The sequence below is a fragment of the uncultured Succiniclasticum sp. genome, assembly GCF_902793885.1.
In the GTDB taxonomy this organism is placed as follows: domain Bacteria; phylum Bacillota; class Negativicutes; order Acidaminococcales; family Acidaminococcaceae; genus Succiniclasticum.
The window spans coordinates 37,313-51,570 of record NZ_CADBFF010000003.1 but is presented as its reverse complement, the minus strand read 5'-3'; the positions used below and the strand labels follow the sequence as shown (position 1 = coordinate 51,570).

Annotated in this window: 15 protein-coding genes; all 15 read right to left on the bottom strand. The window is 48.7% G+C overall.

Annotated features, from left to right (window positions below; all coding sequences use genetic code 11):
- Positions 1 to 17: 17 nt before the first annotated feature.
- Positions 18 to 863 (bottom strand): PD-(D/E)XK nuclease family transposase, encoded by an 846-nt coding sequence (locus QZV31_RS02265; RefSeq protein WP_295357526.1) that lies wholly within the window; start codon positions 861 to 863, stop codon positions 18 to 20.
- Positions 864 to 1,366: 503 nt separating this feature from the next.
- Positions 1,367 to 2,350: a hydrogenase expression/formation protein HypE gene (hypE, locus tag QZV31_RS02260; protein WP_295357523.1), complete on the bottom strand. Its 984-nt coding sequence runs from the start codon at positions 2,348 to 2,350 to the stop codon at positions 1,367 to 1,369.
- Between the two features lie 90 nt (positions 2,351 to 2,440).
- The gene (gene hypD / locus QZV31_RS02255) at positions 2,441 to 3,484 is read right to left on the bottom strand and encodes a hydrogenase formation protein HypD (protein WP_295357520.1); all 1,044 of its coding nucleotides are present in this window, start codon (positions 3,482 to 3,484) and stop codon (positions 2,441 to 2,443) included.
- Complete coding sequence (locus QZV31_RS02250) at positions 3,477 to 3,761, bottom strand: HypC/HybG/HupF family hydrogenase formation chaperone (protein WP_295357517.1); 285 nt, start codon at positions 3,759 to 3,761, stop codon at positions 3,477 to 3,479. Before QZV31_RS02250 ends, hypD begins: the two co-directional genes overlap by 8 nt.
- Positions 3,762 to 3,874: 113 nt before the next feature.
- Entirely contained in the window at positions 3,875 to 4,174 is a 300-nt protein-coding gene (locus tag QZV31_RS02245) for a DUF2442 domain-containing protein (RefSeq protein WP_295357514.1), read from the bottom strand.
- 135 nt (positions 4,175 to 4,309) lie between these two features.
- Positions 4,310 to 6,925, bottom strand: a complete 2,616-nt coding sequence (locus QZV31_RS02240) for a carbamoyltransferase HypF (protein ID WP_295357510.1) — start codon at positions 6,923 to 6,925, stop codon at positions 4,310 to 4,312.
- 22 nt (positions 6,926 to 6,947) lie between these two features.
- Complete coding sequence (gene hypB / locus QZV31_RS02235; RefSeq protein ID WP_295357507.1) at positions 6,948 to 7,598, bottom strand: hydrogenase nickel incorporation protein HypB; 651 nt, start codon at positions 7,596 to 7,598, stop codon at positions 6,948 to 6,950.
- A 52-nt stretch (positions 7,599 to 7,650) separates the two neighbouring features.
- Positions 7,651 to 8,028 carry a hydrogenase maturation nickel metallochaperone HypA gene (locus QZV31_RS02230; protein ID WP_295357504.1) on the bottom strand — a complete coding sequence of 126 codons (378 nt, stop codon included), beginning with the start codon at positions 8,026 to 8,028 and terminating at the stop codon, positions 7,651 to 7,653.
- A 4-nt stretch (positions 8,029 to 8,032) separates the two neighbouring features.
- Positions 8,033 to 8,464, bottom strand: coding sequence for a 4Fe-4S dicluster domain-containing protein (locus QZV31_RS02225; protein WP_295357501.1), 432 nt, complete (start codon positions 8,462 to 8,464; stop codon positions 8,033 to 8,035).
- Between the two features lie 79 nt (positions 8,465 to 8,543).
- The gene (locus QZV31_RS02220; protein ID WP_093729599.1) at positions 8,544 to 9,629 is read right to left on the bottom strand and encodes a nickel-dependent hydrogenase large subunit; all 1,086 of its coding nucleotides are present in this window, start codon (positions 9,627 to 9,629) and stop codon (positions 8,544 to 8,546) included.
- 1 nt (position 9,630) lies between these two features.
- Entirely contained in the window at positions 9,631 to 10,101 is a 471-nt protein-coding gene (locus QZV31_RS02215; protein WP_093729598.1) for an NADH-quinone oxidoreductase subunit C, read from the bottom strand.
- Entirely contained in the window at positions 10,098 to 10,607 is a 510-nt protein-coding gene (locus QZV31_RS02210; RefSeq protein WP_093729597.1) for an NADH-quinone oxidoreductase subunit B family protein, read from the bottom strand. The genes QZV31_RS02215 and QZV31_RS02210 overlap by 4 nt, the downstream gene beginning before the upstream one ends.
- 88 nt (positions 10,608 to 10,695) lie before the next feature.
- On the bottom strand, positions 10,696 to 11,571 hold the full coding sequence (locus tag QZV31_RS02205; protein WP_093729596.1) for a complex I subunit 1 family protein: 876 nt from the start codon (positions 11,569 to 11,571) through the stop codon (positions 10,696 to 10,698).
- Positions 11,564 to 13,468 carry a proton-conducting transporter membrane subunit gene (locus QZV31_RS02200; RefSeq protein ID WP_295357493.1) on the bottom strand — a complete coding sequence of 635 codons (1,905 nt, stop codon included), beginning with the start codon at positions 13,466 to 13,468 and terminating at the stop codon, positions 11,564 to 11,566. Before QZV31_RS02200 ends, QZV31_RS02205 begins: the two co-directional genes overlap by 8 nt.
- A 190-nt stretch (positions 13,469 to 13,658) precedes the next feature.
- Positions 13,659 to 14,117: a dUTP diphosphatase gene (dut, locus tag QZV31_RS02195; protein ID WP_093729594.1), complete on the bottom strand. Its 459-nt coding sequence runs from the start codon at positions 14,115 to 14,117 to the stop codon at positions 13,659 to 13,661.
- Positions 14,118 to 14,258: the final 141 nt, after the last annotated feature.

Genomic DNA, 14,258 nt, shown 5'->3' with positions numbered 1-14,258 from the left:
ATTTCACAATAGTTTGTTCACGCAGTTCTTCCTTGCGCTAGTTCTTTCACGGTGTCAAGCGGTAATTTCACAACTCGTGCGATATGTTCCAGGGAAAGATCTGTAGTTTCAATCAATTCCTTCGCAATTTCCAATTGTTTACGCATTGCTTTTTTCTCTGCGTATTCTTCTACCAGTTCACACATCTCTGCAGTCCCTCCTTCGCTCTCCTTCAAATACCGCACCCGTTCACGCAATACCGGATTCAAAATATCACTGGCCTGTGTGCAGGCAAAATCATGCATCAACTGCCCAATCGGAGTAGAAACATCACGATACTCGCCGTTCACGAAAATGATGTGTCCGCCATCCCGGAACGGCTCATCACGCAACTCTTTAATCACATTCTCCACGTGGTACATGGGAAAGCCACTTCCAAACTTGTCTTCCTCTGTAATAAAAATCGTGTACCGCTCCGGCATTTCCTTGAACGGTTGCCTGTCTTTCAGTAATGTGATGTCCATCACCGCAGCATGGAATCGTGCTCGCTGCGGTGGCGCCTTGTACTTGTCACGCTGCACTTCAATGTTGTACAGCTTATTATCAGCATCCCGTGCGACGATGTCCAGCGTGACCATCTTGCCGTACACATTGATGAACTCTTCCTGTGTCTTGGTTGAAGTAACTTTGATGTCATCTCTGCCCAAAATTATTTGAATCAAGACCTCTGTTTCCGCAATACGACTGTCGAATACTGCATTCATCAGCGTGTCATCGAACATGCGCATTTGAGCGATACGTTGCAGCTTATCCTGCAGATCTTGTTGTTCCTGCAGTTTTTGCTGTTGTGATGCTACCTCCGGCAACACATTTTCCTGCAACATTTTCTTATTCACTTTTTGACTACGAATACCAATTCCCCCTTTATAGATAATTGCCTTTCGGCAACTATATTATAGCAGATTCACTCAGAAATTGCCATTGCAAAGCCAGGTCGCTTATACTTTTTACGTTACACTTTAAAACTGAACATAGCTACTGTAGCGCCTGCTAAAACGGCAGGCGATTTTATAGTTATTCTAAAGTCATTACATATCACTTTGGATTCAAACTACCCTTCCCGGTCACTTTAGTGACCGGACTTTTTTTGTAATTCCAGTCGTGGCGCGGTTTTTCAGCCTGCTTTCTGTTGTAATTATAGACAGCTTATTTGTCTGTCTCCAGGTGACAACTTCTCTCGTTCATTTGATTGCTTTGTTCGGGAAAGCTGCCACTGCGCCGTGCGGGAAAAATGGAGAAGAATAAAGTGTAATATAAAATAACCTGACTTCAATCTCTGAACTCTGGTTTTTGATTTAGGCAGAATATAATGCGAGTCTCTGGTTATTCAGCAAATCCTGGGCAGTCCTTCTCCCCGCAATGGCAACACTTTACGGTAACTGCCCAACGCAGTTAACAGGTAGACGCTGGTTCCTTCTGTAACCTCTCCGGCAATCACGGCGTCTTTGCCGTATTTTGTATTTTGCAGAATTGCTAATGCCTTTTCTGCTTCGCTGTGAGGAACTGCCAGCAACATTTTTCCTTCGTTCCCCATGGTCAGGGGGTCCAGCCCCAAAATGCCGCTGAGTCCTTTCACCGCTTCGCATACAGGTAACTTTTCCTCTTCCAGATTGATGCGACAGCCGGATGCTTCCGCCAGTTCGGTGGCAACGGTGGCCAGTCCGCCCCGGGTGATGTCGCGGATGGTATGGACATCAACACCTGCATCCAGTACAGTTTGTACCATGTGATTCAGCGGGGCGCAGTCGCTTTGCAGAGAAGTTTCCATTTGCAGGCGCTGCGTCAGAATCGTTGCATGATGGTCACCCAACGTGCCCGTAATGATGATTGCGTCACCCGGTTTCAAATTCGCGGCAGAGATGTTGCAGACAGACGGACGCACGCCAATGCCGGCGGTATTGATATAAAGTCCGCCGTTTCCTTCCACCACTTTTGTATCGCCGGCCACGATTTTTACGCCGGCTTCTTCAGCCGTTGCTGCCATGGACGAAACAACTTTTTCTAACGTTTCGGTTTCCAGTCCGGTTTCCAAAATAAAGGACGCCGTAAGATATAACGGTTTTGCCCCCATACAGGTTAAATCGTTGACCGTTCCGCAAACAGACAGTTTTCCGATATCCCCACCGGGAAAGAACAGCGGTTCCACCACAAAACTATCGGAAGTGAAGACGGGGACGCCATCCAATTTTGGCAGCACCGCCGAGTCTTCCATTTTATTTAAAATTTCGTTTTGAAAATGGGAAGCGAAAATGTCGTGAATCAGTTTTGATGTTTCTTCGCCGCCCGCTCCGTGACGTAATGCAATTTTCATATACAGTTCCTCATTGAATTCTGATTGCAGGGATGACATAGTTGTTGTGTTATTCTTGCAACCTTTAATTATTTTTCTGTTTGCATAAAACTAAACATCATTTCCTTCACGAAATGTTATGCAACAGGTCCCTTCACTGCTGACCATACACGCGCCAACCGGATGCTCGGGTGTGCATCGTTTACCAAAATGAGGACACTGCGCCGGCAGCGCGTCCCCTAATACAATTCTGCTGCACAGACAGCCTGCCGGAATTTTGTCTTCGTTTAAACCGCGGCTTCCTGCATCAAATTCTTTGTATTTTTCTTTTATATACAAACCAGAACCCGGCAATAAACCGATTCCCCGCCAGACTGCGTCGCCGGCTTCGAAGATTTCATTAACCATCTTTTGGGCTGCCGCGTTTCCTCCCGGTTTCACAACAGACGGATATTCATTCCACAGACCGGCGTGTCCCCTGCTGCTTTCCAGTACAAGACGGGTCATCGCCCGCAACAGCTGTGACTGTGAAAAGCCGCCGATGACCATGGTTTCATCAAATTCTTCCGCCAGTTTCTGAAAGGGTTCACTGCCGGTAATGACGGCCACGTGTCCCGGACACAAAAAGCCGTCGATCCTTCCTTTGCTGCACAAAAACGATAAAGCCTGGGGCATGGTTTTTAAGGCCGTCAGAAATTTTATGTTTTTTATATGATTGTCTGCCGCCATTTTGATTACCGTCGCCCACACCGGCGCGGTGGTCTCAAAGCCAACAGCAGCTAAAACAAACGTCGTTTCCGGCTGCGCTTTTGCTTTTTCCAGCATATCTTCCGGTGAATAGAAAAAATCCGCAGCGCCGCCCTGGTCCCGGGCTTCCGCCAATGACATTTTGCTGCCCGGTACCGCCAGCATATCCCCGAAGGTCATCACCCGGCAGCCGGGAGTAAACGCATACTCCACCAGTTTATCAATGTAGGACGTGGGCGTCACGCAGACAGGACAGCCCGGACCGGACACAAGCGTAATGTTTTCCGGCAACAATTGCCGCAATCCGGTGCGGTATAACGCAGATGTGTGAGTGCCGCACACTTCCATCAGCTTCAGCGCACGTCCCTTATACTGTTGTAAAAATGCTGCCAGTTCTTTTTCACGCATGATGGATATCCTCAGTCAGTAATTCTGACGGTGCAACCGTTTGTGACTCATCCGCTGCATCTACTGTCGCTTCTTCCAAATCCCGAAACAGCGCGATCCACTCTTTTGCTTCTTCTGTTTCCACTTTCTGGATTGCCATACCGGCATGCACCAATACATAATCACCTGGCGCCACATCTACCATGGAAATGTTCACCGGCACAACCGAACCGGTAAAATCGACGCGGGCGTGATGGTTTTCTATGGATAAAATTTTTCCCGGATATGCTACACACATAAGAACTCCCCGTACTTTCTTAAAGGAACTTGTACATCTCTTGTACAGATATAAAAACCGCCCCGGTATTTTTAATCCGAAGCGGCTATACAATAGCGGCTAAAAAATAAGCGTCAGACAGCTACAAGTTCTTCTCCTTTTTCGTCCTTGACCGCAACACTGTTTTCATACAGGTCATCGGGACCCAGATCCAACTGCTTACTCCAAACAACAGTACCGTGCGAAACATGCGTCTTGTTAAAGAATGTTAAATCCTTTAATTTTGTTGTCATAGGATGACTTAACACCCATGATGCATCATACAATTTAACTTCTCCCGTTGTAAAAGTGAGAAGCAATAAATAATTTTTTAAAACAATAACTCTCGAAACTTGTGGCATAGGAGGACGTCTATGATTATCTAATGTTGTCATTTCCTTTCACCTCCACAATACTCGTTCCACTTGGCCTTTTACATTTCCCCTTCAAATATTATACTAAAGAATTCTTAAAAGAGCAACTCGCCATCATCTTCTGCACATCAGGCATTTCTTTTAAGGAGACGCTGATTAAATGAGATACCCGTAATATGCCTGCCCCAGACTGATGCCTCCGTCGCCGCAGGACACATCTTCATTATAATAAACCTGAAAATCTCTTTCCTGCAGTTCCTTTGTACAGGTTTCCAACAGAATCCGATTTGCGAAACAGCCCCCTGTCAGAACAACTTGTTTTACTCCCATACGTTCCGCCATGTCTGTTACCATGTTGACAACAGCAAAATGAAAACCCAGCGCAGCGGCACAAATATCTTTATGTTCTCTCTTTACTTGTAACAGCGCCTCCCATACAGGCGCAGGATTGTAGAGAACTTTTTCTAAATTATAATTATCCTTTCCATCCGCATTGATCGTTTCGTTGAACCTTCTATCATTGCTGTTTTTATAATCTTCGTCTGACTTGTCCCATTCTTTCGCAAACGCAAGCGGAAGCGGCTGTATCTTTTCCATCAGTGCAGTTCGCGCCGCCGATTCCAACGCCATAGCGCAGCGGCCCTGATGGGAATTAAAATCCGCCAGCCCCAACAGACTGGATGCTGCATCAAACAGACGCCCCATACTGGATGTCTGAATTACATTGACATTTAACTTTAATGCTTTCTGCACTATGGCAAAACGCGGATCATGACTATGCAAACCCACCGCCGCCAAATGACAGAGTGCTGTCTTCCACGCCTGCTGCATGGAAACATCTCCGCCTAACATGGGGATCGCTTTCAGATGGCCGACCCGTGTAAAATCAGAGCCTTCACAAAGCAAAAACTCCCCGCCCCAGACCGTACCGTCGGCGCCCAGTCCGGTGCCGTCGAAGCATACAGCCAGCACTTTTCCTTTAAGATTATGTTCCGCCATCACCGCTAACGCATGGGCGTGATGGTGCTGTACCTGATAAAACGGTAATCCGTTCTGTTCCGCAAACTTTTTTCCCCACTGGGAAGACGTATATCCCGGATGCAAATCCGCCACCACTGATTGCAGTTTTATATTGAGAAGCTGCATCCAGTCTGCCACAGAGTCAGCAAAAAACTGTTCTGTCTTTTCCAGCGATATATCCCCCGGAATCTCAGCCGGAAAGAATTGTCCCTCTGCTGTCAGGCAAAAGCCCGGTTCCATCTGGGCGCCCAAGGCCAAAACGTCATCTTTCGAGAATTTTTCATGGGTGGAGGCTTTCCTTTCAGATTGCTTACAATATGCCGTGAGTTTGCGCTGCAAATCGGAAATGACAGTATCACAATTATTCTTATAATTCAGGATTGGAATCGGTTCCGGCATATAGCCTTTTGTGCGGCGCAACACCTGTACCCTGCCATTTATAATTCGCGTTACCGAATCGTCAGCCGGGCGCAGGATGTCCCGTTCATAGGTAAACAGTGCGGCAATGTTTGCATGCTCTTCAAAAAAACGTTGTGCTTCCTCATCTTTATAAATAATCGGCTGTCCCGTATAGTTGCAGCTGGTAACGATAAAAGGGAAGTCCACGTCCAGTTCGCTGTAAAAACCCATAGCCGGCAGGAACACGCCCACCTGGTCGGAAACGTCTGTCACGTTGTCCGCAAGAAACGATGGAACTGGATTTCTTTCCTCTGCTTCCACATTTTTTTGAGACGAACTCGTTGCATCTGTTCTCTTCGTTATAGAAACTTTCAGAGAATCCTCAGCTATTTTTTCAGTCAGCCAATCGTTTTTGCTTTTCTTTTTTTGAAGCAATACTATAGGACGGACCGCTGACTGGAGCAATGATTTTTCTTCTGCAGACATATAGCAAAACTTTTCCGCCAGAGCCAAATCCGTAACCATCACGGCAAAGGGTTTGGACATTCGCTTTTTCAAATCCCGCAGTCGCGTTACAACTTCCGCCTTATCTGCACGGCAAAGAAGATTAAAACCTCCTACCGCCTTGACCATAATAATCTTGCCCTGCTTCAGCAATTCACTGCCGATGGCAATTACTGTTTTGTCTTGGACCTGCCGTTTCAACGAATCGGAAAAAGATTCTGAAGATAAATTTCCTTCTATGTAGCCAGATGTTATGAAGCTTTTGTATTCTTCTTTCACGACACATTGCAGCTGAGGTCCGCAACGGTAACAGGAAATGGTCTCTCCATGCCCGCGCCGGTTCTGCATGTCACCATACTCTTCCGCACAGTCATCACACAACGCAAACTGATCCATGGTCGTGTTGGCACGGTCATACGGCAGCTTGCGGATAATTGTGTAGCGCGGCCCGCATTGGGCACAGGAAATATAAGAATAGCCCTGCCGGCGATTTCCTTTTTCTTTTAATTCCCGCAAACAGTTTTCACAGATACCGATATCCGCAGAAACAGATCTCACTTCATCGCTTTCCGTACTTGCAACGGAAATAAAATTTTCAAATTGCTGATGCAAAACGGTTTCACATAAAAGTTTTTCAACACGTACCGGCAGTTCTGCTTTATAGAGACGCTCGCATAATTGTTGTATATCATCCGGAAATCCTGTGGCAATTATTTCCACATGGGTTCCTGCATTGCGCACAAACCCTGTCAATTTATTATCTTTTGCCAAACGACAAACAAGGGGACGGAAACCGACCCCCTGCACTTTTCCGTATACAGTTATTGCAACAGTTACGTTTTGTTTCATTTCTCGTATAACAAATTTTTATTCAAAACCCTGCCCGTTGTTTCAGCCACGCAGCTGCTTCCGCGAAACCTTCCCCGGTCTTGCCGCTGACTTTGAACACGGGCGCCGTTTTATTGAGATGCCGGATGCCTTTCATGAAAAACTCTTCATCAAAGTCAACATAGGGCAGCAGATCAATCTTGTTCAGCACAATAATGTCTGCCTTTTCAAAGGCCAGCGGATACTTGTAAGGTTTGTCGCTGCCGTCCGTCACGCTGACCTGCAGCAGCTTGATATCTTCGCCGATAGAAAACTCCGCCGGACAAACCAGATTGCCCACGTTTTCAATAAACAAAATACCGGGCTTGTCAAACGGCAGCGCATGGATGGCATTGTGTACCAGTGGCGCGTCCAGATGGCAGGCGCCAAAGGTGTTAATCTGCGTTGCAGCGATGTTTTGCTTGCGCAGCCGTTCCGTATCGATATTTGATTCAATATCGCCTTCGATGACATACCCGGGCACATCCAGATGTTTCATCAGGTTTTCCAAGGTAGTGGTTTTTCCCGCTCCCGGCGCCCCCATGATATTCACCGCGAAAATTTTATGTTCCGCCAGATGTTCGTGGACATGCTCCGCAATATGGTTGTTCCTTGCGTGGATATCCACCATCACATCCGCTTTCATCATATGCATTGGAATCCTTCCTCCGTTTCCAACTCTAATCATTCAAGGAAAAAGATAACTGTCAAGAAGTGGAGTTTGTGTCCGCAGCAGGTTCGTCCTCTACTTCCAGTTCCACGCTTTTCACGTAGAATTCTTTCCCAATTTCCGTCGGGCTTCCGTCTCCACCGCAAAAAGGGCACTGAAAGGAAAAGCGTTTCCGCTCAAACAGCTTTCCGCAACTGTCACAACGCAGTTGGGGCTTCACGCCTTCAATAACAAGCTTTGCTCCCTCACAGAGAGTACCTTCCGCCACCACGTCAAAATACATCTGGATAGACTCGCCGATAAAGCCGGAATCTTCACCCACTACCAAATCAATACGGCGGACCCGGCCTTTGTTCTTTCTGGCAGTTTCCGAAGCGATATCCACGATTTGAACAGTAACGGGATATTCATGCATAAGATTACGCTTTCTGCGCCGCCGTTTTTTTCGCCTGCGCCGCGGCGATGGCAGCCTTTTGTGCTTCCGTCAAAACCACCTGAGGTTTGGGCGGAGGAGGCGGCCCCTGCAGCACTTCTTCCGTTTTCTCGGTAGCCGGCGCCGTATATTCCGTGTCCATGGACAGGCTCTTCTTTGGGCAGTTAGTCACGCACTCTTTGCACTGCACACAGGCAAAGCGATTAATCTTCCAGGTACGGGCATTCCGGTCCACCGTAATGGCATCGGACGGACAGTTCCGCATGCACATACCACAGAAAATACAATTGTTGATATCGTTGATGACCTTGCCCCGGTCTGCTTCATACACTTTTCTTGGTTTAAATGGATATTGACTGGTTGCCGGCGGTTTAAACAGATTGCCCAGCATCTCGCTGGCAAAGGACATAAAACTCATCGCCAGACCTCCTCGTTTTATGATTTAGCGTTTTTGCTAACAATATAATTTCAGAAAATGGACACTACGCTGCCTGTTTTTATCTCTCACAGCAGCTGATGCAAGGGTCGATAGTCAGGATAATGTTCGGCACATCCGCCAGATCGCAGCCCTGCAGCATTTTTACCAGCACCGGGATGTTCGCGTTGGTCGGCGTACGCAGACGGAACCGTTCCAGGTTCTTTGTCTTATTGCCTTTTACGTAATACACCGCTTCGCCCCGGGGTTGTTCCACGCGGGTAAAATATTCCGCTGCAGGCGGGAAGCCTTTTACCGGTACTGCAATTTCCCCGGCCGGCATGTTTTCCACACAGCCTTTGATGATGTCCAGGGACTGATACAGTTCCAGCAGGCGGACTTTAACACGGGCGAAACAATCGCCCTCGGTAGCAAGGACCGGGGTAAAACCTAATTCTTTGTAGGCTCCCCCTTCGTCTCCTATCCGGTAATCCTGCGGCACGCCGCTGGCCCGGGCCGTAGGGCCTACGCAGCCAAGCGCCACCGCTTCATCATAAGTCACCGTGCCGACGCCTTTCAACCGGGCATGAATCGTTTCATCATTCAGAAAGATATCCGCCACTCCGTCAATCTCTTTCTTCAGCGCATCCAGGCGCTTCACGATTTCTTTTAACTCCTGATCGGGAATATCCCGGCGCACACCGCCCACTTTGCAGACGGAAAAGATAACCCGTCCGCCGGTGGTCTGTTCGATGATATCCAGAATCGTTTCACGGATACGCCAGCACTGCATAAACAAACTCTCAAACCCCAGAGCGTCGGCGCCCAGTCCTGCCCACAGCAGATGGCTGTGGAGACGGGAAATTTCGTGCCAGATGGTACGCAGGTACTCCGCCCGTTTCGGAATTTCAATTTCCATCAGGCCTTCGATGGCCTTGCTGTAACCCCAGCCGTGACCGAAAGAACAGATGCCGCAGACCCGTTCCGCTACATACACATATTCCTGGAAACCGCGCTTCTCTACCAGTTTTTCCAAACCCCGGTGAACATACCCAATGGAAGGAATCGCCTTTACAACTTTTTCGTCCTCCAGCTCGAGATCGAAATGGATTGGCTCCGGCAATACCGGATGCTGGGGACCAAAAGGTACAACTGTACTTTTGCCCATATCAGTTACCTCCTTCCGCAGGTTTTGCTGCCGGTGCAGCAGGTTTCGCCGCCGGTTTTACCGCAGCGTCCACACCCAGTCCGGGCCGCAGGTTCACCTTTACGGCCGCAGCCGGCTGTTTCGCGTTAGCCAGCTCGTGCCAGGGCATGGGTTTGGCAAGATGGAAGAACTTTCCGCCGTAATCCACTTCCGGCGCAATGAATTCCACATTCAGGCCGAACAGGTCATGGATCTCGTTTTCCCAGACAAAGGCGTACCAGTACTGGCTGGTAACACTCATCACGGAACCCTCCAACGGCACCACGACCCGCAGGTTTTCCATTACATAATCCTTATCAAAACTGTAAGTCAGTTCGTAGCCTTCCGGAACCCGGGTGCACAGGATCTGCACCATGCGGTACCCGTCCTTTTTATACTGCGCCGCTTTGCCCAGCAAATCAGCAGCTGCTGTCTGAATAAAAATCTGTTTCATTTCCCGGCCTCCTGACTTTTATTGATAGCCACTTCCGGTTCTAATTCTCTTTCCCGCAGAGCCTGTTTTTCTCTCACAGGAACCGCCAGTGCTTTCTGCTTTTCTTCCAGCACAGACAGGCCTTTCACCACGCCGTCGATGATGGATTCCGGCCGGGCCGCGCAGCCCGGTACATACACATCCACAGGGATAGCCTTATCCATGCCGCCCAGCATATTGTAGCAGTCATGGAACACGCCGCCGCTGCAGGCGCAGGTCCCTACCGCGATGACCACTTTCGGTTCCGGAATCTGTTCATAAATCTGTTTTACAACCGGAAGGTTCTGGGTATTCACACCGCCCGTCACCAGAAAAATGTCCGCGTGCTTGGGATTGCCGGTATTTACGATACCGAACCGTTCCACGTCATACAGCGGGGTCAGGCAGGCGAGCACCTCGATGTCGCAGCCGTTACAGCTGGAGCCATCGTAATGAACAAGCCAGGGAGATTTCTTTATATAACTCATATAAGCCGCATCCTTTCCTTGCCATGCTTATTGTAATATCAATCTTGCCGAAGTCTGTTGCAACTTCATAATATGACAGAAAACATAATCAGCGTATCTGCATCAGGAACATAATATTTACAAAACCTGCAACCAATGTAACCAGCCAGGTCGAGGCCAGCATGTTTTCCCATTTTACACGGGAACAGCAGTTGTCCACCAGAATATCACCAAAATAAGTGAACGCGCACATGAACAGTCCCAGCGCCGGACTCCAGGGTGCGGCCCAGGCAAAGAACAGGTACACAAAACCAAGCAGGAACACATTTTCATACCAGTGCGCCAGTTCAATCAGCGCCAAGGAACGTCCGGAAATTTCAGTCAGCGCCCCCTGGATCAGTTCCTGATGCGCTTCATGCGAAACGGAAAGGTCAAAGGGCGATTTGCGGAATTTAATCAGCAGGATATAGCTCAGCCCGACAAAAATACCGGGCATGTAGATAAAATTCATCTGGGGGGATTTCAGTATCTCACCGATACTGAATGTGCCGCAGTTCAGGTAAAATCCCAACGCCATCAGAAGCAGCATGGGCTCGTAGGACATGGTCTGCACCAGTTCCCGTTCCGCACCGATCTGGCTGTAGGGAGAGTTGGAAGAATACGCAGCGACAATGAAACAGACGCTGGCCATGGTAAGCGTGAACACCACCAGCAGAATATCTCCATGCGTGAAGAAGAACAGGCCGCTGATCACCACAAAGAGCAGAAAGCCGGTCACGTAAAAGCTTTGGGCTTTGTTTACCGCCACAGGCTGTTTATCCCAAAGTTTGAAAAAATCGTAAAAGGGCTGCATAATGGGAGGTCCTACCCTGCGCTGCATGCGTGCGGAAATTTTGCGGTCAACACCGGCCAGAAGGCCGCCGATGACCGGTGCCAGGATCAGATATGCAATCCCCGAAATAATGTTGATGACCATCTCAGACATGGAAAGCACCTCCGAATATTATCGCAAACTCAATTAACAGGCAGGAACCGCAAAGAATGAATCCGCACAGTTTCATTTTTGCCTCCCCGAACCATTTTTCCATGTACCAGTTCCGGACCGTGACCGGAATCACCTGCCCGGCCGCGCCGCGATACGACTGGTTGTTGCCGAGGTTTTCCCCGGCCAGGTTGGTGACCACCAGTTTCTTTTCCTGCCCTTTGCCGAAACGCAGCGGCAGGACCACCAGCAACAGGACCATCATGGACATGATCAGCAGGTTGCTCCGGGAAATAACTTCCATCGTTGTTTCATAGGTAACTTCCAGATATGGAATGACCGCCATCTGGGAAATAACCGGGAACAGTACGCAGGTCACAATGGTCAGGGCGCTTAACGAGCGTAATGCCAGCCACTCTACGCCGTGGATTCCTTCTTCCAGATTTTTCTCTGCGGGAATGTACGCCGTAATTTTGCCCAGCCACTTGGTCCAGTAGAACAACGTGGTGGAAGAACCAAACACGAGCACCAGTAATAACAGCGGATGTCCCGCATCCACAAAGGCTTTCATGGCGGCCCATTTGGAGATCAGCATGCCGAACGGCGCCAGGAACATGCCGCAGATGCCGATGATCATGCAGAGAGACAGGCCCGGCAGCGAGCAGAACATGCCGTCAAAGTTTTCAATGTTACGGCTGCCCAGCTGCTGTTCCGCCGTGCCCACCGAAAGGAACATAAGGCTCTTGGCCACTGCGTGGAAAACTACGATCATAATAGCAGTCCAGGCTGCTTCATAGGAACCGATGCCCGCGCAGCAGACGATGAGGCCCAAGTTGGAAATTGTGGAATATGCCAGCACTTTTTTGCCGTCAGACTGGGAAATGGCCACAAAGGATGCAAACAGGAATGTGGCTCCGCCGATGAACATGGTCATCAGGCCTGCATGGTTCGGGCCCAGCACGGGGCAAAGTTTGATGATCAGGAACACGCCTGCCTTTACCATTGTGGAAGAATGCAGCAAAGCCGAAGTCGGCGTAGGCGCGACCATGGCTCCCAGCAGCCAGCCGGAGAACGGCATCATGGCAGCTTTGGTAAAGCCGCAGAAGACCAGCAGCGCAACCGCAATTTCCACAGGCTGCGAGCTGCGACCCAGATTGATCAGCATGGAAAGTTCCACGGATTCATACTCCGCGCCCAGCCAGAGAATGGCGGCGGCAAACGCTACGCCGCCCAGCAGGTTCATCCAGAGGGCCTTAAACGAATTTTCCACAGCCTCTTCCGTCTGTGTGTAGCCGATAAGCAGGAATGAACACAGGCTGGTGATTTCCCAGCAGGTGTACATGATCAGCAGATTGTTGGAAATGACCAGGCCGAACATGGCCGACAGGAACAGGAAGATGACAAAGAAGAAGAACGGACGCCGGTCCTGCACGTCGCGATGCTCTTTCTGGAACTCTTCCATATAACCTAATGAGAAGACGGCGATCAGACTGCCGATAATGCCGGCAATCAGTACCATGATCAGCGCAAAATTGTCAATGAGCAAATCATGGCGCGCTTCAATCGCGTGGCCTATCCCCTTTTCAAACCAGAGGATCCCGGCAAGCTGTATCAGTTCCAGGAACGCAATCTTGAATTTTTTAAACTTTATCAGCGTGTAATAGAAAATAACAGCAGCGGCAATGACATCCACAGCAAGCAGAACCGCCGGCAAAAATCCCCCGGTAATTTTTAAAAATGCCGGGTGCCCAAAGTACCGGATTGCCGTCCCTACAGATAAGACCATAGTAACGGCCGCTGCCAGCTTCACAAGGATGTTACGGGCCCCATTGCCCCGCAGGCAGAACGCAAGGATTGCCGCCACGAAAGGCACGCCAATCAATAAACCTGGTAAACACATAAAGCAGTCCTTCTTTCCTAATTAGTGTACATAATAAACCGAAATGCGGTGAATATAGCGTATACTATATCACACTATACGGGATATGACAAGGCTTGTTTTAAATTTTTATTTATATTCCCGTTGACCGCAATTCTATTGTAATATTCGCAACACTATTACGGTAGTTACAGTGACGGAAACCGGAACATCACCGGTTTTTTCCTGTACTGCCGAAACCGCCGCTCCGGTCTTCTTTTTTCGTGTCTTTATCGTCATCTGTCGTCAGGTACTTGTAAAAAATGCCCTGGGCTACCCGTTCGCCTTTCTTTAAAACTATTGGTTCTAAACCGGTATTCACCAGCGCAAGCATGATATGTCCTTCATTGTCGGGATTATTATAATAATCCGCATCGATGATTCCCACATTGTTGACAAGGCGGATTCCCTTTTTAATTGCCATGCTGGAACGGATATGCACACCCAGGAATTCATCTTCCTGCATATATGCCTTGACGCCGGTAGGTACCATCACCATACGGCCCGGCAGCAGAGCTACGTCTTCCGGAACACAGATGTCATATCCGGCAGAGGTTTTCGTCTTGCGAACCGGCATGGGAAAAACAACATCTTTATATTTATTGATTTTTTCAAAACCACGGATTCTCATTTTACATCCTCCCCATTTCATTTTCGGTTTCCCGGCACAAGCACCGGGCATAAAAAAGCTATTATAATTATTATACCATATCCTTCACAATTTATCGAAAAATATTCACAGTTCCGCAATTCTACTTTCAAAAACACAATT

Excerpts from the sequence above, each read along its gene's own strand:
- QZV31_RS02265 (WP_295357526.1), bottom strand. The coding sequence starts at position 863 with ATGTTGCAGGAAAATGTGTTGCCGGAGGTAGCATCACAACAGCAAAAA.
- hypE (WP_295357523.1), bottom strand. The coding sequence starts at position 2,350 with ATGAAAATTGCATTACGTCACGGAGCGGGCGGCGAAGAAACATCAAAA.
- hypD (WP_295357520.1), bottom strand. The coding sequence starts at position 3,484 with ATGCGTGAAAAAGAACTGGCAGCATTTTTACAACAGTATAAGGGACGT.
- QZV31_RS02250 (WP_295357517.1), bottom strand. The coding sequence starts at position 3,761 with ATGTGTGTAGCATATCCGGGAAAAATTTTATCCATAGAAAACCATCAC.
- QZV31_RS02245 (WP_295357514.1), bottom strand. The coding sequence starts at position 4,174 with ATGACAACATTAGATAATCATAGACGTCCTCCTATGCCACAAGTTTCG.
- QZV31_RS02240 (WP_295357510.1), bottom strand. The coding sequence starts at position 6,925 with ATGAAACAAAACGTAACTGTTGCAATAACTGTATACGGAAAAGTGCAG.
- hypB (WP_295357507.1), bottom strand. The coding sequence starts at position 7,598 with ATGCATATGATGAAAGCGGATGTGATGGTGGATATCCACGCAAGGAAC.
- QZV31_RS02230 (WP_295357504.1), bottom strand. The coding sequence starts at position 8,028 with ATGCATGAATATCCCGTTACTGTTCAAATCGTGGATATCGCTTCGGAA.
- QZV31_RS02225 (WP_295357501.1), bottom strand. The coding sequence starts at position 8,464 with ATGAGTTTTATGTCCTTTGCCAGCGAGATGCTGGGCAATCTGTTTAAA.
- QZV31_RS02220 (WP_093729599.1), bottom strand. The coding sequence starts at position 9,629 with ATGGGCAAAAGTACAGTTGTACCTTTTGGTCCCCAGCATCCGGTATTG.
- QZV31_RS02215 (WP_093729598.1), bottom strand. The coding sequence starts at position 10,101 with ATGAAACAGATTTTTATTCAGACAGCAGCTGCTGATTTGCTGGGCAAA.
- QZV31_RS02210 (WP_093729597.1), bottom strand. The coding sequence starts at position 10,607 with ATGAGTTATATAAAGAAATCTCCCTGGCTTGTTCATTACGATGGCTCC.
- QZV31_RS02205 (WP_093729596.1), bottom strand. The coding sequence starts at position 11,571 with ATGTCTGAGATGGTCATCAACATTATTTCGGGGATTGCATATCTGATC.
- QZV31_RS02200 (WP_295357493.1), bottom strand. The coding sequence starts at position 13,468 with ATGTGTTTACCAGGTTTATTGATTGGCGTGCCTTTCGTGGCGGCAATC.
- dut (WP_093729594.1), bottom strand. The coding sequence starts at position 14,117 with ATGAGAATCCGTGGTTTTGAAAAAATCAATAAATATAAAGATGTTGTT.